The following is a 20,907-nucleotide window of genomic DNA, read 5'->3' as shown; positions in this document are numbered from 1 at the left end:
AATTTCAAAATGGATACACTTACAATACTAGCACTTTCTTGGCAACACTTGTTAATCGTTGGGATTATTATCTTGGTCTTTTTCGGAGGTCGTAAAATACCCGAAATGATGAGAGGTTTAGGTTCTGGAATTAAAGAATTTAAAGACGCGGTGAAGGAAGATGAAACAAAAACTCCCGAGGAGCCAAAAAGCAATTCTAGTTCTACTACCCCTTAAAAATATCTCCATGAATTTTACGGAAACAGCGTGGAGGGTTTTCAATCAGTCGATTGCGGATTACCACATAATGGACGATGTAGATACAATGCTACAAAATCCATTTCCAACCGAAAGTTTGGAACATCTTTTGTATGCTAAGAATTGGATTGATACCGTTCAATGGCATTTAGAAGATATTATTCGAGACGAAAATATTGATCCAACTGAAGCTTTAAAATTAAAAAGAGCAATAGACTCTTCAAATCAGAAAAGAACTGATTTGGTAGAGTTCATCGACAGTTGGTTCCTAACTAAATACAAAAATATCTCCCCAAATAGCGATGCTAAGATTAATTCGGAAACTCCCGCTTGGGCAGTAGATCGTCTTTCGATTTTAGCATTAAAGGTGTATCATATGAATCTTGAAGCTCAGCGTGAGTCTGCAAGTGATGAACATCGCAAAAATTGTACTGCAAAGTTGAATACTTTGCTGGAACAAAAAAAAGATCTTTCGGAAGCAATCAATCAATTGCTTTTTGATATAGAGAACGGTAGCATTAAGATGAAAGTGTATAAACAGATGAAAATGTACAATGATGAAAGTCTTAATCCGATCCTTTATCAAAATGTGAAAAATGCGTAAACTGAACTTTGGTTATACCTTATTACTATTGCTTACTTTATCCTGTTCTGCGGAAAAAATAAATCTTTCTCCAGTTGGAATCAGTAGTGGTCAAAACAATGTGTACTCCTATAGTGAAAGAAAAAACATTATCGTTTATTCCTCAGAAATTACCAATTTACTTACCTCATTTCCAAAATTCCGCAATGACTCCGTTAATGCTGAAATCACTAAGCTCAAATATCATATCAAAGATTATATCGGTGCGATGGAGGCTTATAATGTTAATGGTCTCAACATCGCCCAAAGAAATTTTGAAAAATCCTACAAGAAACTTCAAAATCTCAGAAAATTTTTGAATGAGGACGAAGATCAAATTCTGAATCGATATTTGGTCCGAATTAAAACCAACATGACCTTTCTCGAAAGTAACATTTCCAAAGATTCCACCTCTACTTCTCTAAAATAGCAAAACCTCCATGTTAAAAATTCAAGCTGAATCAAACGTTCCGACCGAGCACGGAGAATTCCGTATGATTGCATTTTCGAAATTAGAAGGCGACTGGATGCCGCACTTGGCTATAATTGCGAAAGATACTGATTATTCAAAACCCGTCAATGTTCGTTTCCATTCGGAATGTATTACTGGCGAAGTGTTTCATTCTAAAAAATGCGAGTGTGGTCAACAGTTAGATGCAGCGATGAATTTCATTCACAAAAATGGTGGGATTATCGTTTACTTAAGACAAGAAGGAAGAAATATCGGAATCATCAATAAGCTAAAAGCCTATGCTTTGCAAGAGCAAGGTTTTGATACGGTGGAAGCTAATCTAAAATTGGGACTCCCAGCCGATGATCGTAACTTTGATATTGCGATCGAAATTCTTAATATTTTGGAGGTGAAAGAAGTAAATCTTTTAACCAATAATCCTCAAAAAATAAAATTTGTTAAGGATAGCAATATTCGTTTTAATAAAAGAATTCCTTTGCAGATTGACTCTACAAAGGAAAGTGAAGCTTATTTAAAAACTAAGAAAGACTACTTTGGTCATCTCCTAGAAGATGAGTAAGTTTCCTAATCTCTTACATTTTAATTGCAGTTTCTAAAGCCAATTCAATCATCGGTGTTAAAGCTGTTTCACGCTGATCAGCCGTGATTTCATCTCCAGTTGGAATGATGTCTGAAACCGTCAAAATAGTGGCGGCATTTTTACCTAAATATTGTGCATTTGCGAAAAGTGCAAAAGCTTCCATTTCAACAGCAGAACAATTATACTTTTTCACGATATCAACTTGCCCTGGATTTTTTCTATAAAAAACATCACTGGTATGAATAGTTGTCGACTTTATGTTTAGATCTAATTCTTTCGCAGTATCATTCAGAAGTCCAAAAGCATTACCCTGATGAGATATCAAATCTCCCTCTATTTCCCAAGAATATTTTGCATAGGTAGACTCACTTGCAGCAAACTCCACATTTAATAAATCGTAAACTTTTAAATCGGTCGAATAGCCTCCACACGTTCCAATTCTGATAATGGTATCAACATCAAATTCGGTAAACAGTTCGTAAGAATAAATTCCGATACTTGGAATTCCCATTCCACTGGCACCCACAGAAACTTCTTTACCTTTATAAAGTCCCGTGAAATAAAAGACGTTTCTAGTTTTACTAACTAATTTTACATCAGTTAAAAAATTATCTGCAATATATTTTGCTCTTAAAGGATCACCAGGTTGCAAAACGATTTTAGCAATATCTCCTTTTTTAGCGGCAATATGTACACTCATAGTTATAAATTTATATTAATTATTCAATTTCATAAAGTTACTAAAATAACATCGATAAAGAAATTAAAACCAAAATTCTAACGGTGATTTTTGACATAGAAAAACCACCGCAGATGCAGTGGTTTTTGTCTATTTTATAGATTTATAAAGAAGTTACTTTAGAATCGTCGATGTTAAAATATTTAATAACACTTTCATAATTATTATAATCTACGTTCGCATTTTTTCCACCTGCTGATGCTGGCACCAAAACGACTCTGAATGTTTGATTATTTAGATACTGAGGCGTTGTTGAAATATCGTAATTTCCATTAGCATAAATCATAATATCATTTTTGCTAAAATCAAAATCATAATCTAATTCATTACCACCTGTTAAGTAAAGAGTTCTAGGAATCATTTGCCAAACTGGCGAACCGTCTGGAGCAGAGCTACCTTTTCTGTAAATTAAAACCACGTCTGTACTAACCAAAGGTTTAGTGAATGAACGACTAATGAAATAACCATCATCTGCATTGTAAGCAAAATTCACGTTATTTATGTCTAACACTACCGAATAAGTATCATTATCCTGCACAATCACATCATCATTTCTATCATTGCAACTTACCGCCGCAAATCCAAATATTGCCAATAGCAATAATGTAAAATATTTTTTCATTTTGTTAATTTTTTAGTTAATTAACTTCAAGATGTCAATATGCATGCCAAGAAATCATCTGTTTTTAAAAATTAAAATTTGTATTTTTGCTTACTATTTATTTTATATAGAATGAAAAACATTAATATTCAAGCTTTCTTTTTTACTATTACTCTGCTTTGCTTTAATCTACCTCTAAATGCTCAATACCAGCCCAATAATATATCATCCGCAGATTTAAAAAAGGCAAATATATGGGTAAATGAAACTTACAATTCTTTATCGCAAGATGACAAATTAGGCCAACTGTTTATCGTTGCTCTGTACACCAATAAAGGGGAAGGACACATTAATGATGTTCGGAATATTGTTGCGAACCAAAAAATTGGCGGCTTGATTCTGATGCAAGATGATGCTGCCAGAAAAATTAATTTGGTAAATGAGTTTCAGAAAAAATCAAAAACCCCCTTGATGATTGGAATGGATGCCGAATGGGGACTGTTCCAAAGAATTGCCGCAGCACACAAATTTCCGTGGGCCATGACGCTTGGCGCAATTCAGGATAAAAGTTTAATTACGGAGATGGCGGCGAAAATTGCTGAAGATGCTAAAAGAATGGGCATTAATTGGGATTTTGCACCTGTTGTAGATGTAAATACCAATCCAAATAATCCAATTATTGGCAACCGTAGTTTTGGTTCAGAAGTTCAGAATGTGGTTAATTCCGCCATGGCTTATTCAAAAGGATTACAAGACAATAATATTTTAGCAGCGATTAAACATTTCCCTGGCCATGGTGATACTGACCAAGATTCACACTTAGACCTGCCCGTAATTTCACATTCTTTAAAAAGATTAAATGAGATCGAAATCGCACCTTTCAAAGCCTTAATGGATAAAGGTATTGGCGGCGTTATGGTAGCGCATCTTTATGTGCCAGCTTTAGAAAAAACGAAAGGAATACCAGCTTCTATTTCTAAAAATATCATCACTGGAATTTTAAAAGAACAATTGGGTTATAAAGGTTTGATCATCACTGACGCTTTAAACATGGGCGCCGTTGCCAATAAATATAAGGCCGGTGAATTAGATGCTTTGGCGTTTATAGCAGGAAATGACATTATGCTTTTTTCACAAGATGTTGCCACGGGGAAAAAATTGATTCAGCAAGCAATTGACAAAGGTGAAATATCCCAAAATAGAGTTGAAGAAAGCGTGAAGAAAATTCTTCTAACAAAATACTATTTAGGTTTAACCTCCTATGAGCCTAGAAATCCAGAAAATATTAATGAAGATTTGAACAACGCTTCTCATTCAGAAATCGTTCAAAAAATGTATGCAAATGCTTTAACTTTAATTAAAGATGAACATAAATTGCTTCCGCTAGATTGCAAAGAAACCTATTACTATGTTCCGCTAGAAGAAGCTCCTTATCAAACATTTTTAGATCAATTAAATCTCAACGCCACAGTAATTGTAAAGAAAGCTACTGAAATTTCGGCAATTCCTGCGAATTCGAAAGTGATTGTAGGCTTTCACAAAGATAATTCTACGGCTTATAAACCTTACAAAATTTCCACAGAAAGTAAAAAAACACTAGCTGAGCTCACTAAAAACCATCAGGTTATCTTAAACGTTTTTGGATCTGCTTATGCCTTAAAAGATGTGGATATTTCAAAAGTATCCACCGTTTTAGTCGCTTACGAAAACAACGAAGACTCAATGATTGCAACTGCAAAAGCATTATCTGGTCAGACAAAAATCTGGGGAAAACTTCCCGTTCTGGTTAATGATCAGTTAAAAGCGGGAATGGGTTTAGATCTCAGACCTTCTTCCAGAATTGATTTGCCCTTGAAAAAAAATAACAAAACACTAATTGAGTAATTTCAATTTAAAACAAAACACATGAAAATCGGAATTCTCTGTTATCCCACTTACGGTGGAAGTGGCATCGTTGCTACAGAACTCGGTATGGCACTCGCTGATAAAGGATACGAAGTGCATTTTATAAGTTCGGCCTTGCCTGCTAGATTAGACATCACTAATCCTAATATTTTCTTCCATAAAGTAAATGTTCAAACCTATCCACTTTTTCAATATCAGCCCTATGATATCGCACTTTCGTCGATGATTTATCGCGTTGTAAATTTGTATAAATTGGATTTACTTCACGCGCATTACGCAATTCCGTATGCCTACGCAGCATTTACGGCTAAACAAATGTTGAAGGAAGAAGGGAAAGATATTCCGTTGGTAACAACGCTTCACGGCACCGATATCACCTTGGTAGGTCAACATCCTAGTTACAAACATGCGGTAGAATTTTCTATCAATCAGTCAGATACGATTACATCGGTTTCTGAAAGTTTAAAAAAGGATACTTTACAATTTTTCAAAATCACTAAAGAGATTCAGGTCATTACCAATTTTATCGATAACGATGAATTTAAAATGTCCTCTGATTGTCAAAGAAGACAGTTTGCGACCGACGATGAAAAAATACTTATTCACGTTTCCAATCTTCGCCCAGTAAAGAGAGTTGAAGATGTTTTAGCAATTTTCAAAAATGTAACAACGCGAGTAAAAGCAATGCTCATCATTATTGGTGAAGGCCCCGATATGGAAATAATCAATCAGTTTTTAGAAGAACATCCAGATCTTATCGGCAAAGTTCGACTTCTTGGAAAAGTGAACGATCTCTATAAAATCTTACAACTATCTGATGTATTTTTACTGCCTTCGGAACAGGAAAGTTTTGGACTGGCTGCATTGGAAGCTATGGCCGCAGAAACTCCTGTGATTAGTAGTAACGCTGGTGGAATTCCGGAGGTCAATATTCAGGGAGAAACTGGTTACCTGGCTGAAATCGGAAACATCGAAGCGATGAGTAATTACACCATCAAACTTTTGAGCGACGATAATCTTTTAATGCAAATGAAGAAGAATGCAAAAGAGCAAGCTTTAAGATTTGATCTAAAAAACATTTTACCACTGTACGAAAAAATGTACGAACATACCCTGGCTAACTTTAAAAAATAGTCTTTTCACCTTTTTTATTCAGAATTTGCTTTGTTACTTTGTTACATTATTTCACGCAAAGTCGCAATGAATTTACGCAATGTTATTAATGATTATTTTTAGATATCATGACAGAAAATGAAATTGCATATCAAATTGTTGGAGCAAGTTTGGAGTTACATCGTGAGGTTGGCCCAGGACTACTTGAAAGCGCATACGAATCTGCACTTGCATACGAATTAGCACAAAGAGGTTTATCTGTGAAAAAGCAATGCGCAATGCCATTTCATTATAAAAATATGATGATGGAAGTTGGATATAAAATAGATTTACTGGTGCAGGACAAAGTAATTATCGAATTGAAAAGTGTAGAGAAACTTCATCCCGTTCATTACGCACAAACGCTGACTTATCTCAAACTTCCTAATTTAAAATTAGCACTATTAATAAATTTTAATGAAAAATTTATTAAAGATGGTATTCACAGGATTGTGAATAATTTATAGTTAAAAGACCAATAAATTCCTTCAAAGAAACTATCATGGCGTAGTACATTGCGTCATGGCGTGAAATCATATGAACGAAAAATTGCTACAATACCTCTGGAATTTCAAAATTTTCACCAGTTTTGATTTCAAAGATATGGATGGCAACGAGCTCGAAATTTTAGATTTCGGCCGCTGGAATTTTAATTCTGGGCCGGATTTTCTCTTTGGTAAAATAAAAACAAAAGGCATCATTCTCGCCGGCAATATCGAACTTCATGTAAAATCATCCGACTGGATTTTCCATAAACATTCTGGCAATCCAGAGTTTGACAATATCATTGCTCACGTCGTTTTCATTAATGATGTAGAGATTGAAGAATTCAAAAGTAAAAATATCCCGACTTTAGAATTGAAAGATTATATCGATGAAGAAGTACTTTACAAATATGAATCTTTACTTCAGGAAACCCAGTTTATTCCGTGTAAGAAAATATTTGATCCGAAACATTTACCTGTTAATTTTCATGAAGAAAATCTGCTGAAAAAACTGGATCAAAAATCAACAGAAATTGATGAATCTCTTAAGCTCCATCAAAACAATTATGAAGCGCTATTATTTTCACAACTCGCTTATGCCTTTGGTCTAAAAGTTAATGCACTTATTTTTAAACAGCTCGCCGAAAGTATCGATTACAACATTTTCAATAAAATTCGACAAAATCAAACGCAGGTTGAAGCGCTACTTTTCGGAATATGTGGCTGGCTCGAGAAACCTAAAGACTCCCAGACTCAAATTTGGAAACGGGAATTTGAATTTCTAAAAGTGAAATACAAACTTCCTGAATTCTATGTTTATCCCAAATTTTCAAAGCTGAGACCTCCAAATTTCCCCACTATTCGACTTTCTCAGTTGGCTTCGCTATATCATCAAAACCAAAATCTATTCTCTAAACTTATTACGGCTAAAAAGATTGACGAAATTTATCCGCTCTTTAATAAAGTGAAAGCAAGTGAATATTGGAACACTAGATTTAATTTCGGAAAGATTTCGACACTTCAAGGCGAGAAAACTTTAACCAAAGATTTTATTGATTTGATTTTGATTAATGCGGTTCTTCCTTTAAAATATACCTATCATAAAAATACTGATGAGAATATTCCAGATGAAATCCTAACCTTATATCAAAATATCTCCCCTGAAAAAAATACGGTCATCGAGGAATGGAATACTTTAAAGGTAAAACCAAAAAACGCTCTGGAAACTCAATCACTATTGTTTCATTATCGAAATTTCTGTCAGAAGAAAGAATGTTTGCGGTGCGAAGTTGGCGTTCGACTAATGAATAATTAGAACTAATAATGCTGAGATGTGATACATTTCAGTACTTGCAATTACCTATTGATGATTAATAGCCCTAATTTTGTCGGGAATTAAAAAATAGAGAAGATGTTTGATTGGTTGAAATTACTTTTACTGCCCGGGGAAATTCCCACGGTAACGCAATCCATTGTTGCCATTATGCTCGCCATTGGAACGGGCGTTTTTTTCGGAAGACTAAAAATGGGGAAAATTACTTTCGGTGTTTCCGCCGTAATGTTTACCGGATTAATTCTGGGACATTTCGGCTATCGAATCCAACCGGGAATTTTGGATTTCATACGTGACTTTGGTTTAATCCTTTTCGTTTATGGAATTGGTTTGCAAGTCGGACCATCCTTCTTTTCCTCCTTCAAAAATGAAGGTTTAAAATTTAATATTCTTGCGGTCTCTACGGTTCTTTTGGGTGGAGTTATTACCGTCGGCCTATTTTATTTTACGGGTCTTAAAATCGAAGATTTAGTAGGAATCATGAGTGGTTCGGTTACGAACACTCCTGGGTTGGGAGCTGCTAAAAACACCATTGAAGAAATTACAAACTCTTTTCCCGATAAGAAATTTAATGATCCAACCATCGGGTACGCTATTACTTATCCACTTGGGGTTTTCGGAATCATTGCAACAATTATTATCTCAAAATTACTCTTGAAAATCGATCCAGATGAAGAAATGAAGAAATTCCGGATGTCTAAAATCAACCGTGAATTACCTTTAGTTCATAAGAAAGTAAGGGTAACGAATCCAGATTATTTCGGAAAAACGTTGCACCAAATTTTAAAAGGTTTCGGTAGAGATATCGTAATTTCCAGATTGAAACACAGTGGTACGGTAGCCGTAAAATCGCCAATGTTAGATACGGAACTACAGGATCGTGACGTGTTGATGCTGGTTGGCCTTGAAAAAGATTTAGATGATTTCATGGCTCTAGTTGGTCGGCCATCTTCCGATTTATTTATCGAATCTGATAAATTAATGCTGAAGAAAAATATTTATGTAACGAATGCGAAGATAATTCACAAAAAACTATCGGAACTGGATTTATACAATACATTTGATTTAAAGGTTACCCGAGTATTCCGCGCAGGTCGAGAAATTTTACCACGACCGTCTCTTGAACTATTTTACGGTGACAAGCTGAGAGTGATCGGATCGGAAGAAGCAATTCAGGAAGTTGAAACACTTATTGGAAACTCCGAAAAGAAATTATTAGAACCTGACTTCCTTTCCTTATTTGGTGGATTATTGTTAGGGGTAATTTTAGGATCCATTCCAATTGTAATACCAAGTTTACCCGTTCCAATTAAATTAGGATTTGCCGCGGGACCTCTGATTGTCGCTCTTTTAATTTCGAGATATGGTGGGATTTCATTCATCCACTCCTATATTAATACAGGAGCGACTCATTTCATGAAAGATTTTGGTATTTGTCTATTCTTCGCCGCTGTGGGAATTCACGCCGGTGATGGTTTCTATGACAATTTCATTCAATACAACGGTTGGTTATGGTTATTATATGGATGTGCAATTACCTTTATTCCATTAATTTTAATGGTTATCATCGGTCGCTTCATCATGAAAATAAACTTCTTACAACTCGTTGGAATTATGAGTGGAAGTTATACTGATCCAGCAGCTCTTTCGTTTAGTACGAACTATTTAGATTCTGATATCCCAATTCAAACCTACGCACAGGTTTATCCTTTGGTAACCATCTTCAGGATATTCGTAGCGAGTTTACTGATCCTGTTCTTCAGTTAAAGTAAAGTATTACCGCTGACAGATTGGAGGTTAAAATAGATTGCCTCACTTTAAATAAAAAGTTTACTGAATTTTGTTTCAGTAAACTTTTTTTATGTTTCAAAACGAAAAAAGCAACCTCAGTGAGATTGCTTTATGTATTAATCTTATAAAAAGATTATTTAGCTTCAGTAGAATTATCAGGAAAACGTTGTGCCGTAAATTCTCTTGAAATCGCTGCTTTTTCAAATTTCAATTTCCCAGATAGTGTTTCGATGATGATGCCATCGTCCATAATCTGATTGATTCTACCATGCATTCCAGATGTAGTAACTACTCTACTTCCCACTTTCAATTCAGCTTGAAAGCTTTTTTCCTGCTTTGATTTTTTCATTTGCGGGCGAATCATCAGGAAATAAAACCCAACGAACATCAATCCCATCATTACCATTGTTGGCATCATAGAACCTTCTGGTGCTGCTCCTGCCTGTAAGAATATTGTTATCATAATTTCAATTTTAAATTAATTAAGGTTGGATATCTGCCGAGAAAGAAATAATAATCGGCGCTTTCTCCACATTAGCATAAACTTCTGCCTGTTTGTTTACTAAGCCATCGAAACTAGATGAATCAAATTTCAATGTAATTTTTCCTTTTTTGCCAGGTAGAATCGGCTCTTTGGTATAATCAGGAACCGTACAACCACAACCTGGTTTTACCTGGGATATAATCAAAGGATTTTCGCCAGTATTAGTCACTTCGTAGATATGTTCTTTTTGATCGCCCTTTTTCATTTTCCCAAACTCAAAATGAGCTTCGGAAAGAACCAGGTTTGTTAAAGGCTTCGATTGCGCTTCTTTAATCATTTCTGCATTAGAATCAACTGGCATAGGCGCTGCGATTTGTGCCGAATTATCTTCTTGGATTACAAGCTGATCTGCAGTTTGATCTTTTTTACAACTTAATAAAGTTAAAGCAACTGCAAGTGGTGCTATTTTAATAAAATTTTTCATATTAACTTCTATTTAAATCTTTAGTGTATTTATCTAAAATTCCATTGATGAAAATGTTCGAACGATCGGTTGAAAATACCTTAGAAATTTCGATATATTCATTGATGATCACGCGTCCCGGCGTCAACGGGAAATAATCGAGTTCGGTCAAGGCGGCAATCAAAATAATTTTATCAATTAAGGCCACACGATCCAAATCCCAATTATCTAATCTTCCTTCCAGTTTTTTCTCATTTTCTTCCCAGTGGTTAAGGGATTCTTTTAAGAGCTTTCGGGCAAATTCACGATCTTCTTCATCTTTAATCATTTTAATTAAAGTATGACTCGGTTCATTTTCTTTAAAAAACCCGATGGTTTTCTGCATCATCGAATTAGCGATATGAAAATCATCTGACCAACTTAGCTCTTTATCTTCAAGATGTTCATGAAAATCTTCATTCTCAGCGATATATCTTAAAAATAACTTTCCAATAAATTTCTGGTCAGCTTCGAAAGAATGTCCTTCTTCTTTCATAAAATCCTGATAGCGCTTACCAGCAGACATTCTTTGAAAAGTTTTCACCAATAATTCATCATTAATATCCCATTTTAAATCCTGATGTTTAGAAGTGAATGAAAGTCTTTCTTCATTTTCTTCTAACTTGATTAAAACTTGATTGTAAATAAATTTTTGATTGGGATTGGTCTCGTTAACGGTTTTGATATACTTATTCTTACCGATTTCGATTTGTCTTTCTGCTAAATCTTTTAGAGCCACCAAAAAATTGAGTTGGTAAATGTAAAGATGATAGATCTTGTCGATTTCCGAGAACATATTTTTCTCTAAAACATCGAATTTTATTGGGTTTTGGTAATATGAATACAACGATCCTATTGCCTTTTCACGAATTTGTCTTCTTCCTAACATTTCAAAGAGCTTTTATGCGTGCAAAGATAATAAAATTGTCGGAAGTTGAGAATTTTAAGGCATAACTTATGTTAAAGAATTACAGATTTTAAAGCTTTAAAACCAACTGCATTTTCCAAATTTAAAAGATATCAATTTTCAATTTCTTACTTTTGCAAAGGTTTAGGAGCAATCAACTGCTAAAAACTGAATGATTATTTATGAACGCACTGAAAACCCTCAATCCTTATTTCTGGAAACATAAAAACCTACTCTTTTATGGACTTCTATTCATCATCGCCAGTAACTTTTTCAATATTTTTAAAGTTCAATTCGTTGGTAAATCAATCGATGAAATTGCAAACACCAATAGTTTAGGTTTCAACAAACAGGTATTATTCTATGTCGGCATTATTGTCGGCTCTTCCTTATTAACGGGCTTTTTCACCTTTATGATGCGCCAAACCATCATTGTTTCTTCCAGAAGAATTGAATACGAACTCAAAAATAAAATTTACAATCACTACCAGGAATTATCCTTAACCGACTTTAAAAAAACCACCATTGGCGACTTGATGAATCGTTTGAGTGAAGATGTAGTCGCGGTTAGAATGTACCTCGGTCCCGGTGTAATGTATATCGCAAATTTATTAATTCTCCTTATCATCACGAGTATTTATATGCTCAACACCAACGTTGCGATGACCCTCTGGTCTTTGCTTCCCTTGCCTATCCTTTCTTTTCTTATTTATAAAGTAAGTTCCATTATCAATAAAAAATCGAAAATCATGCAGAAAAGCCAGTCTGCGATTTCGACTTTTGTGCAAGATAGTTTTTCAGGAATTCGAGTGGTTAAATTTTTTGCTAAAGAAAGCTACATTGAAAAAAGTTACGGATCCAAAGTAAAAGATTATCAGGATAAATCATTGGATCTCGCAAAAACAGAGGCCTACTTTTTTACCATTATTCTATTTGTGATAGGAATGTTGAATGTTGTTATTCTTTTAATTGGTGGTCAGAAATATATGGCAAATGAACTCTCCGTTGGTAAGATTGCCGATTTCTTTTTATATATTAATATTTTGATATTCCCTTTCTCAATGGTCGGTTGGGTGACTTCTATTAATCAAAGAGCTGAAGCCTCGATGTCGAGAATTAATGAATTTCTTGATATGAAAACCGATATCATTAATACCAGTAATGAAGTCTATCCGATTAAAGGAGATATCGAATTTAGAAATGTTTCCTACGTTTATCCAAATACAGGAATTAAAGCGTTGGATAGCTTAAGTTTTAAAATAGAAGCTGGGAAGTCACTAGCGATCATGGGAAAAACCGGGAGCGGAAAATCAACGATTGCCCTTTTGCTTTGTAGATTAATTGATCCAACAGAAGGCGAAATTCTGATTGATGGGAAAAACTTAAAACATCACAATTTAGAAAACTACCGTAATTTTATCGGTTATATTCCACAGGAAAGCTTCCTATTTTCTGATACAATCGAAAACAATATCGGCTTTGCGATTGACAAACCTTCGCATGATCTAGTAGTGGAATATTCCAAGAAAGCTGATGTTCATAAAAACATCGTGGAGTTTAAAAACCAATACAAAACCATGGTGGGCGAACGGGGCGTGATGCTTTCTGGTGGACAAAAACAAAGGATTTGCATAGCACGCGCTTTAATTAAAAAACCGAACATCTTAATTTTTGATGATTCCTTATCAGCCTTAGATACGGAGACGGAAGAGAACATTCTTCAAAATATTGAAAAGGAAGTTCAAAACTGTACGTCAATCATCATTACGCACCGTGAAAGCAGTGCAAAGCGCGCTGATAAATTACTGAACCTGACGCCGTTAGAAAGCGAAAATCTAAACTAATCTATAATATATTTATTGATAAGTCACTTTTTTTCGTAAATATTTAATAATTAATTTCGCAGTTAAAAGAAATCTTTTATATTTGTTACACAAGATTTCAAAAAATATCTACAAATGAGTGATTATAAGGAACGCCACGAAAACGAAATTTTCACCAAGGTGTTGAAGGCAGGAAGAAGGACCTATTTCTTTGATGTGCGGGAAACCAAAGCGGGAGATTATTATCTAACGATTACCGAAAGCAAAAAAAACTTTGGTGAAAATGGCGAAGCGAGTTTTGAAAAACACAAAATCTATCTCTACAAAGAAGATTTCAAACATTTTGAAGAGATGTTCAAAGAATCTACAGATTTCATTATCGGTCAAAAAGGAGAAGATGTAATTTCTGAAAGACACGACAAAGATTTCAAATCAAAATCATTTACGATCGAGTCAGACGACAAAGTTTAACTCCATTCAAAATATATTAAAAGGCATTCAAAATTTTGAATGCCTTTTTTGATTTAAATTTTACATAAAATTAACTGAAAGCCCCTGAAAACGAAAAAACGCATTGATAATCAATGCGTTTTAACTTGGGTGGATGATGGGTCTCGAACCCACGACCTTCGGTACCACAAACCGACGTTCTAACCAACTGAACTACAACCACCATTTGAGAGTGCAAATATAAGGTTTTTCGATATACTACAAAATTATTCCATCGAAATTTTTAAAGGCAATCAACTTTTCTGTTGTAAAACCTTCCGCATAGGCAACTCCAGAGAGCCGACCTAAGTCCTGGGCACGATAGGTAAGACTTTCTAGAAAATCTTTTGACGCAATTGGCGTCATCGGTTCATTAGAGTTTGGATCGTAAAATTGCGTCTTGTACGCGAGGCAGGCTTCAATTTTTTTCTCCATGAACTCAGAAACATCTACAACAAACGCGGGAGTGATATGCTTCCACTGAATGTAATTGAAGATATGCTTGGGCCGCCAGGCTTGCTGATTTTCGTTTTCTAATGTAGTCTCAATTTTTACAAGTCCAGAAAGGAAACAGGCATCAGAAACCAACTTCGAGGCTTTAGCATGATCAGGATGACGATCATCAATAGAATTTGAAAACACCATTTCCGGTTGATATTTGCGAATCATTTTCACAATCTGCATTTGATACTCTTCACTATTTGACAGGAAGCCATCTTTCATTTTCAAGTTTTCGCGATTAACGTAACCCATAATTTTTGTCGCTTCAGCTGCTTCTTCAGCTCTTGTTATATTCGTACCACGCGTGCCGAGCTCACCTTGCGTTAAATCTATAACCGCGACGGTTTTTCCTTCTGACATCAGTTTGGCCAACGTTCCGCTACAACCTAATTCTACATCATCAGGATGAGCTCCGATTGCTAAAATATCTACTTTCATAACGCTCAAAATTTAATTATTTAAAATATTGATAAATGGTTGTCAGAAACTGAGCATAGGATTGTTCCAATCGCATGATGTCTCCAGATTTCAGATTGATGCCCGGCTTGCCATAATCATTAGAATTTACGGAAGCGCCTGACAGTTGAAAATACTGCACGGGTTGATTTTGTTGGGCTGCAATTTTTATGGTCGAACCTAAAAGTCCTCTCGTGGAAATCGTATAAATTTCTCCAGATTTTAATTCGAATTTCGTAAATGTTCTTTCCTCAAAAATTTTCTTATCGTTATTAATGGAAATCGTCTGCTTTTTGTAAGGTGAAGAAATAAGATAAACCGCATTGTCTTCTTTTGGAAAATACGAACTAGAAACGTAATACAAACTCAGTTTATAATGGCCAGGATCGAATTTAGAAAAAGTCTCGTCGACTTCCTGAAAAGGTTTGTAAGAAAAGGCATTGGCTCCGATTTCCTTGGCTTTTTTATAAACCATACCAAAAATTTCGGCATCATTATCTGAAAAACCCCGCACCTCTACTTCACCTAGATATTCGGCAGAAGCGAAGTCAGCATTTATTTTGTAAAACACTTTATCTTCATTGGAATGAGATTTCACCACTTTACTCAATACCACATTTTGTGCTAAAAAGAAAGGCGATGAAGCGATTAGAAGGGATAATAAGAGTTTTTTCATTCGGTAGTTGTTGCTAATATTTCGATACAATCTTGAAGGGAATGTTCCCAGTGATTTGATCCAACCCCGTAGACTTCTTCTATTTTATCTAAAGCCATGGTGCTTCGTTTCGGACGTTTTGCAGGCGTTGGAAATTCCTCGGTTGTGATTGGATTTAATATAATTTTCGAGTCAGAGAATTCTGCAATTTTTTTTGCGAATTCAAACCAAGTCGTTTCTGGATAATTCGAGAAATGGAAAACCCCGAAAGTTTTTGGATCTGATTCAATGATTTTCATCACTGCTGCTGCTAAATCATTAGCATTGGTTGGTTGACCAAACTGATCTGCTACAATTCCCAACTCTTCTTTTACAGAGAAAAGATTGAGCATAGTCTTGACAAAATTCTTATTAAATTCTGAATAGAGCCACGAAGTCCGAATGATTATCGTTTTCGGATTATTCTCAGTAGCCAATTCTTCACCTTTCAATTTAGAAGCACCATAAACTCCTTGTGGATTGGTAAAATTATCTTCTGAATAGGAAATATTAGTTTCTCCAGCAAAAACATAATCGGTTGAGATGTGAATTAAAATGGTGTTCGAGTCTTTACAAGCTTCCGCGATGTTTGCGACTGCTTCGGCATTTACGGCAAAGGCTTTCTCAAATTCTTTTTCAGCTAAATCTACCGCAGTATAAGCTGCAGCATTAACGCAAAAATCAGGTCGATAATCTTCAAAAAAATCTGTGACTGCGCTTCTGTCAGTGATATCTAAATCTTTAGAGCCCGCGAAATTAAATTCAAATAGACTATCGAAATCTGAGGATAACTTTTTAAAACAATTTCCCAACTGTCCATTTCCACCAATTACTAATATTTTCTTCATGCTGATTTTGCTTTTTTATTCTGCTTTCTAAAATAGGCTACGCGACTTTTAAAATCTTTTTCGTCTAGATCAACCAAAAACTTTTCAAAAAGTCGTTTCGTATCTTCGGGATGCGAATCTGACTTACGCGTTTTCATATTAAAATAAATCACAGTCATCCACAAAATACTGTGAATGGTTTGGCCGTCTTCACTTTTCATTAAAATTTCAACTTTCGAAACTCGGTCACCCACTTCAATCGTCTTGCTGGAAATCTGAACTCTGGCGTTATACCGAACTTCCTTTAGATAAGCGATTTCATTTTGAATGGTAATCCAAGTGCAACCAGTTTTGCGAGTGTATTCTTCATAAGTAAAGCCATAGCCAGATTCTACATGATCCTCTCTCGCATTGAGCATATACTCCAAATACTTTACATTATTCAGATGTCCAATGGGATCGCAATCACTGAAACGAATTCTAGACAGATTTGAAATTTCTTTTTGCATGGTACAAAATTAAAAAAACCATCCCATAATTGGGATGGTTTGGGATATTAAAATAATCTCTTAAAGTCCTAATTCTTTCTTCACTCCAGGAGTAGCATCTGGACCACCTTTGTAGATTAATGCACCTGCATCAATGATAAAATCGTATCCGTTTGCTTTTGCTACTTTCTCTACTGCTTTATTTAATTTGTCGATAATCGGTTTAACCGCTGTATCTCTTCTTTGAGCCAAATCATTTTGAGCTGTAGTCTGAATTTGCTGCAAACTTTGTTGCTTTTTTTGAAGATCTGCTTCTTTCGCATTTCTCTGAGCCTCTGTTAACTTAGCTCCTTCAGCTTGATATGCTTGCACTTCTTTCTGAAATGCTTCTGCTTGCTTATTTAATTCATCACCTTTAGTTTTACTAAAAGCTTCTAGGTCAGTTGTCATTTTCTTAGTTTCTGGCATTACGGCTAGTACCGCTTCATAATCCATCATTGCAACTTTCTGCGCTTTAGCAACTCCTACAGTTGCCATCAACATTACTGCTGCGAATAATACACTTAATTTTTTCATAATTGGGATTAAATTAATTTATGGTTGATTTGTTAATTGTTTCTATTTTTTTTGCTTTCACATCCTTAGATTCTCTCTCTTGTTCTTTCATAATTCTCATCTTTTCATTTCTAGAATCATTGATATTTCTCTTGTTAGGAGTTCCTTTTTCGGTCTTTTTTTCGGGAGAATTTTTGAGTAGCAAATCTAATACTTTATCAGTGTAATCGTATCTTTTATCAAGAAAAATCACGCTAATGTTATTGCTTTTATCAAGAACTATGCCCAAAGTATTTTTCTCAGATACCGTCTTGATTGCGCCCCAAATAAGATCCTGAAAAGGTTTGGTCAAATTTGATCTGGCGTTATTGACTTCTCCTAAAGATCCAAATCGATTATTGATCATCACTTTGATTCTTTTATCTAAATCATCAACTTCTTTTTGACGAAGCTTCAGCTGATCCCCAATCAAAAGAACTTTCTCATTCTCTAAGGTTGTTTTCTTTTTTTCAAAGTCAGTTTGCAAAGTTTGAATTTCATTTTGCCAATTGGTAATCTGTTCATTCAATCTCGTTTCTGCCTCTTTGTACTGAGGCAATTTACCGAGAATATAATCGGTATCAACCACTCCTATTTTCTGGGCATTTGCAATGGTAGCAAAGCTCAGCAGGAAAATGAATAATAATTGAAACTTTTTCATTTTTGTTAAGTTTATAATGATTGGTTCATCAGGAAGTGTGTTTTCCAACCTGAAGGTTCTGTGCCCATTGCCGTTTTATCAAATCCATAAGCGAAATCAAATCCGATCAATCCGAAAGCTCCCATGTAAACTCTAATCCCAACTCCTGCTGAACGTTTCAACTGGAAAGGATTGTATGTACCGAAAGAATTATAAGCGTTTCCTCCTTCTAAGAAAGATAGCGCATAAATCTTCGCCGTTTGATTCATTGAAATTGGATATCTTAATTCCAAGGCAAATCTATTGTAAATAGTCGCTCCACCCATAGGAGTAACATCATCGATAGTTCCTCCCGTAGAAGAAGCGTTTTCGTACCCACGAAGTGGCACCAATTCTCTACCGTCATATCTTCCACCGAAAAGACCAGTTCCACCGACGTAGAATCTCTCAAATGGCGGCGCTCCTAACTCTTTATTGTATCCGTTTAAGAATCCCATTTCTGCCGTACTTCTTAAAACCATTTTTCCAACTACGGTATTGTAAATATCAGCTTTCAATTTTACTTTATAAAATTCTAGCCATTTATACTTCTCAATTGCCGGCATACTCGAATAATCTTTATCATTAAAGAGTGAATATGGTGGCGTAAATTTCACAGATGCTTCAATATTTGAACCCTGAGTTGGGAAGATAGGATCTAATCCAGCAGAGTTTCTACTTAACCCAATGTTAAAACTAAAGTTTTTCGCTGAACCATTGTATTCAGTTTCATTTCCAAACTGGAACGGATAATTTTCAAAATCATAACTCTGATACTGAATTCCAGTATACAAAGAGAAATAATCATCTGGCCATCTCAAAAGTCTGTTTAACCCTGCACTTGCGGAGAATATATTTAATTTTTGAGTCGCTCCAAACTGATCAGAGTAGCGAACCAAAGATTGGTTGACTCCAACTGAAAGTGCCGTTGGTTTCGTTCCAAACAACCATGGCTCTGTAAATGAAATCCCATAATTCTGGAAGAACTGCCCAGCTTGGGCTTGGATTGATAAAGTTTGTCCGTCTCCTTGTGGAACTGGTTTAAAATCTTTGAACTTCAAAAAGTTTCTCAATGAGAAGTTATTAAAAGTCAATCCTAGAGTACCGATGAACGATCCTCCACCGTACCCAGCTTGCAACTGAACTTGGGAAGAACCTTTCTCTACCAAGGTCCAATGAACATCTACGGTATTATCTTGTGGGTTAGGTGTAATTTGCTGGCCAACTTGCTGCGGATCAAAGAACTGCATTCCTGCTAAATCGAAATAAGTTCTTTTAATATCACTTTTAGCAAACAAACTTCCGGGCTTTGTTCTTAGGGAACGAAGAATTACGTGGTCATGAGTTGTGGTATTTCCACTCCAAGTTACGCGATTCCAGGTTGCTTTTTCACCTTCATTAATTCTAATTTCCAAGTTAATGGAATCTCCCTGTACTGATTTCTCAATCGGAGTTACATTAGAGAAAAGATAACCACTATTCATATAAATAGACTTGATATCAGAATCATCTTCTTTACCACCGTCTTCACCTACTTTTTTGTTGAAGCCGACTGCATCGTAAATATCTCCTGTTTTATAGCCTAAAACTTTTTGTAAATAATCGGTAGCGAATGCTGTATTTCCTAAGAAATTCACATCACCGATATAGTATTTTTTTCCTTCATTCAGTTTTACATTAATTTCATATTGATTCTGAGGATTTCTCCAAACCGAATCAGAAACAATCTGTGCATCACGGAAACCTAAAGATCGATAATAGTTAATCAAGTTGCCTTTATCATCGTCATATTTATCCTGGATGAATTTCGAAGGTTTAAGAATTCCTTGAATACTCAAGCCTTTTTGCTTCGTATCTTTAAAGGCCTTCTTACGAAGTTTTTTATCGGGAACATTATCATTTCCTTCAAATTCAATATGGCTGATTTTAATTTTTCTGCCTTTATCTACGGTAATAGTCCAATCTACCAAGTTCGGATCTCCAGCATTCACTTGATCTTGAATCGTCACTTTGGCATCAGCAAAACCTTTTTTAATATACTCTTTCGGAATATTGGTTTTAAGCGTAGAAACTAAATTTTGGGTAATTTTGGTTCCCGGCTTTAGATTGTTGTCTTTCGCAAGTTTCTCACTTTTCGATTTTCCAATTCCTTTGCCTTTAAACTTAACTTCTCCTAAATCTTTCAAATCCTGAAGGTTAAATCGCAAAACAACTTGATCCCCTTCTAAACTTTCGATATAAACTTCAACTTCTGAGAAAGATTGAGTTTCCCAGAGTTTTTTTATGGCGTTGCTTATTTTTTGACCAGGGATTTCTACACTCTCATTTTTGTTAAGACCCGTAAATCTTAAAATTTGAGCAGCAGTATATTTTTTAACACCATCTACGACAATGTCTTTCAGGATATAAGTCCCAGCTTCATCTTGAGCTTGAACAGCATTGCTTTCTTGGGTATTTTGCGGCGGCGTAATCTGACCATAAAAATGGGCTGAGGCCACAAACATGATGATGGGTAAGAATTTAAACTTCATTTTTTATCTTGCTAA

Annotated in this window: 23 protein-coding genes and 1 tRNA gene; 11 read left to right on the top strand and 13 right to left on the bottom strand. The window is 35.2% G+C overall.

The genetic code is table 11. The annotated features are described in order from the left end of the window. Positions 1-9 precede the first annotated feature (9 nt). Genes BMX49_RS03090 through ribA form a run of 4 tightly spaced genes read left to right on the top strand, consistent with a single transcriptional unit; the run spans position 10 to position 1,890 of the window. Positions 10-216, top strand: a complete 207-nt coding sequence (locus BMX49_RS03090) for a Sec-independent protein translocase subunit TatA/TatB (RefSeq protein WP_034718558.1) — start codon at positions 10-12, stop codon at positions 214-216. Positions 217-226: 10 nt separating this feature from the next. Continuing rightward, complete coding sequence (locus tag BMX49_RS03085; protein WP_034718557.1) at positions 227-841, top strand: DUF4254 domain-containing protein; 615 nt, start codon at positions 227-229, stop codon at positions 839-841. After that, positions 834-1,289 carry a hypothetical protein gene (locus tag BMX49_RS03080; protein ID WP_034718556.1) on the top strand — a complete coding sequence of 152 codons (456 nt, stop codon included), beginning with the start codon at positions 834-836 and terminating at the stop codon, positions 1,287-1,289. The genes BMX49_RS03085 and BMX49_RS03080 overlap by 8 nt, the downstream gene beginning before the upstream one ends. Positions 1,290-1,299: 10 nt before the next feature. Next, entirely contained in the window at positions 1,300-1,890 is a 591-nt protein-coding gene (gene ribA, locus BMX49_RS03075; RefSeq protein WP_034718555.1) for a GTP cyclohydrolase II, read from the top strand. 13 nt (positions 1,891-1,903) lie between these two features. Here the strand turns inward: ribA and deoD are convergent, their stop codons facing one another. Then, positions 1,904-2,611 carry a purine-nucleoside phosphorylase gene (gene deoD, locus BMX49_RS03070; RefSeq protein ID WP_034718553.1) on the bottom strand — a complete coding sequence of 236 codons (708 nt, stop codon included), beginning with the start codon at positions 2,609-2,611 and terminating at the stop codon, positions 1,904-1,906. 142 nt (positions 2,612-2,753) lie between these two features. Continuing rightward, the gene (locus tag BMX49_RS03065) at positions 2,754-3,272 is read right to left on the bottom strand and encodes a hypothetical protein (protein ID WP_034718551.1); all 519 of its coding nucleotides are present in this window, start codon (positions 3,270-3,272) and stop codon (positions 2,754-2,756) included. A gap of 111 nt (positions 3,273-3,383) precedes the next feature. Here BMX49_RS03065 and BMX49_RS03060 point away from each other — a divergent pair, with 111 nt between their 5' ends. The 5 genes from BMX49_RS03060 to BMX49_RS03040 all read left to right on the top strand — a co-directional run bounded on the left by BMX49_RS03060 (position 3,384) and on the right by BMX49_RS03040 (position 9,893). Next, positions 3,384-5,135 carry a glycoside hydrolase family 3 protein gene (locus BMX49_RS03060; protein ID WP_081864350.1) on the top strand — a complete coding sequence of 584 codons (1,752 nt, stop codon included), beginning with the start codon at positions 3,384-3,386 and terminating at the stop codon, positions 5,133-5,135. Between the two features lie 21 nt (positions 5,136-5,156). After that, positions 5,157-6,290, top strand: a complete 1,134-nt coding sequence (gene bshA, locus BMX49_RS03055) for an N-acetyl-alpha-D-glucosaminyl L-malate synthase BshA (RefSeq protein ID WP_034718549.1) — start codon at positions 5,157-5,159, stop codon at positions 6,288-6,290. Between the two features lie 107 nt (positions 6,291-6,397). Next, positions 6,398-6,775 carry a GxxExxY protein gene (locus BMX49_RS03050; RefSeq protein ID WP_034718547.1) on the top strand — a complete coding sequence of 126 codons (378 nt, stop codon included), beginning with the start codon at positions 6,398-6,400 and terminating at the stop codon, positions 6,773-6,775. Positions 6,776-6,845: 70 nt separating this feature from the next. Continuing rightward, positions 6,846-8,108, top strand: a complete 1,263-nt coding sequence (locus tag BMX49_RS03045; RefSeq protein ID WP_034718545.1) for a DUF2851 family protein — start codon at positions 6,846-6,848, stop codon at positions 8,106-8,108. Positions 8,109-8,204: 96 nt separating this feature from the next. After that, positions 8,205-9,893: a putative transporter gene (locus BMX49_RS03040; protein WP_034718543.1), complete on the top strand. Its 1,689-nt coding sequence runs from the start codon at positions 8,205-8,207 to the stop codon at positions 9,891-9,893. Between the two features lie 157 nt (positions 9,894-10,050). Here the strand turns inward: BMX49_RS03040 and yajC are convergent, their stop codons facing one another. From yajC to nusB, 3 genes are read right to left on the bottom strand one after another with little or no spacing between them, the layout of a single operon-like run. Then, a complete protein-coding gene (gene yajC, locus BMX49_RS03035; RefSeq protein WP_034718542.1) occupies positions 10,051-10,380 on the bottom strand; it encodes a preprotein translocase subunit YajC in 330 nt (109 codons plus the stop codon). 19 nt (positions 10,381-10,399) lie between these two features. Further along, entirely contained in the window at positions 10,400-10,885 is a 486-nt protein-coding gene (locus BMX49_RS03030; protein WP_034718540.1) for a DUF1573 domain-containing protein, read from the bottom strand. A 1-nt stretch (position 10,886) separates the two neighbouring features. Next, positions 10,887-11,792: a transcription antitermination factor NusB gene (gene nusB / locus BMX49_RS03025; RefSeq protein WP_034718538.1), complete on the bottom strand. Its 906-nt coding sequence runs from the start codon at positions 11,790-11,792 to the stop codon at positions 10,887-10,889. Between the two features lie 200 nt (positions 11,793-11,992). On the opposite strand from nusB, the gene BMX49_RS03020 reads away from it, so the two are divergent. Then, complete coding sequence (locus BMX49_RS03020; RefSeq protein WP_034718537.1) at positions 11,993-13,654, top strand: ABC transporter ATP-binding protein; 1,662 nt, start codon at positions 11,993-11,995, stop codon at positions 13,652-13,654. A 114-nt stretch (positions 13,655-13,768) separates the two neighbouring features. Beyond that, positions 13,769-14,104 carry a DUF3276 family protein gene (locus tag BMX49_RS03015; protein ID WP_034718535.1) on the top strand — a complete coding sequence of 112 codons (336 nt, stop codon included), beginning with the start codon at positions 13,769-13,771 and terminating at the stop codon, positions 14,102-14,104. Between the two features lie 128 nt (positions 14,105-14,232). On the opposite strand, the gene BMX49_RS03010 is transcribed toward BMX49_RS03015, so the two are convergent. The 8 genes from BMX49_RS03010 to BMX49_RS02975 all read right to left on the bottom strand — a co-directional run bounded on the left by BMX49_RS03010 (position 14,233) and on the right by BMX49_RS02975 (position 20,892). Beyond that, a tRNA-His gene (locus BMX49_RS03010) sits at positions 14,233-14,306 on the bottom strand. 35 nt (positions 14,307-14,341) lie between these two features. Further along, entirely contained in the window at positions 14,342-15,061 is a 720-nt protein-coding gene (bshB1, locus tag BMX49_RS03005; RefSeq protein ID WP_034718534.1) for a bacillithiol biosynthesis deacetylase BshB1, read from the bottom strand. A gap of 16 nt (positions 15,062-15,077) precedes the next feature. After that, on the bottom strand, positions 15,078-15,755 hold the full coding sequence (locus BMX49_RS03000; RefSeq protein WP_034718532.1) for a hypothetical protein: 678 nt from the start codon (positions 15,753-15,755) through the stop codon (positions 15,078-15,080). Next, positions 15,752-16,621: a dTDP-4-dehydrorhamnose reductase gene (gene rfbD / locus BMX49_RS02995; protein WP_034718531.1), complete on the bottom strand. Its 870-nt coding sequence runs from the start codon at positions 16,619-16,621 to the stop codon at positions 15,752-15,754. Before rfbD ends, BMX49_RS03000 begins: the two co-directional genes overlap by 4 nt. Continuing rightward, entirely contained in the window at positions 16,618-17,109 is a 492-nt protein-coding gene (locus tag BMX49_RS02990) for an acyl-CoA thioesterase (RefSeq protein WP_034718529.1), read from the bottom strand. Before BMX49_RS02990 ends, rfbD begins: the two co-directional genes overlap by 4 nt. 60 nt (positions 17,110-17,169) lie before the next feature. Beyond that, the gene (locus tag BMX49_RS02985) at positions 17,170-17,664 is read right to left on the bottom strand and encodes an OmpH/Skp family outer membrane protein (RefSeq protein WP_034718528.1); all 495 of its coding nucleotides are present in this window, start codon (positions 17,662-17,664) and stop codon (positions 17,170-17,172) included. Positions 17,665-17,677: 13 nt separating this feature from the next. Further along, the gene (locus BMX49_RS02980; RefSeq protein ID WP_126337183.1) at positions 17,678-18,343 is read right to left on the bottom strand and encodes an OmpH/Skp family outer membrane protein; all 666 of its coding nucleotides are present in this window, start codon (positions 18,341-18,343) and stop codon (positions 17,678-17,680) included. A gap of 11 nt (positions 18,344-18,354) precedes the next feature. Then, the gene (locus BMX49_RS02975) at positions 18,355-20,892 is read right to left on the bottom strand and encodes a BamA/OMP85 family outer membrane protein (RefSeq protein WP_034718526.1); all 2,538 of its coding nucleotides are present in this window, start codon (positions 20,890-20,892) and stop codon (positions 18,355-18,357) included. Positions 20,893-20,907 lie beyond the last annotated feature (15 nt).

This window comes from Kaistella antarctica, assembly GCF_900109615.1.
Classification (GTDB): Bacteria; Bacteroidota; Bacteroidia; order Flavobacteriales; family Weeksellaceae; genus Kaistella; species Kaistella antarctica.
Note: the sequence above shows the minus strand (reverse complement) of the source record. Positions and strands in the feature narration are given on the sequence as shown.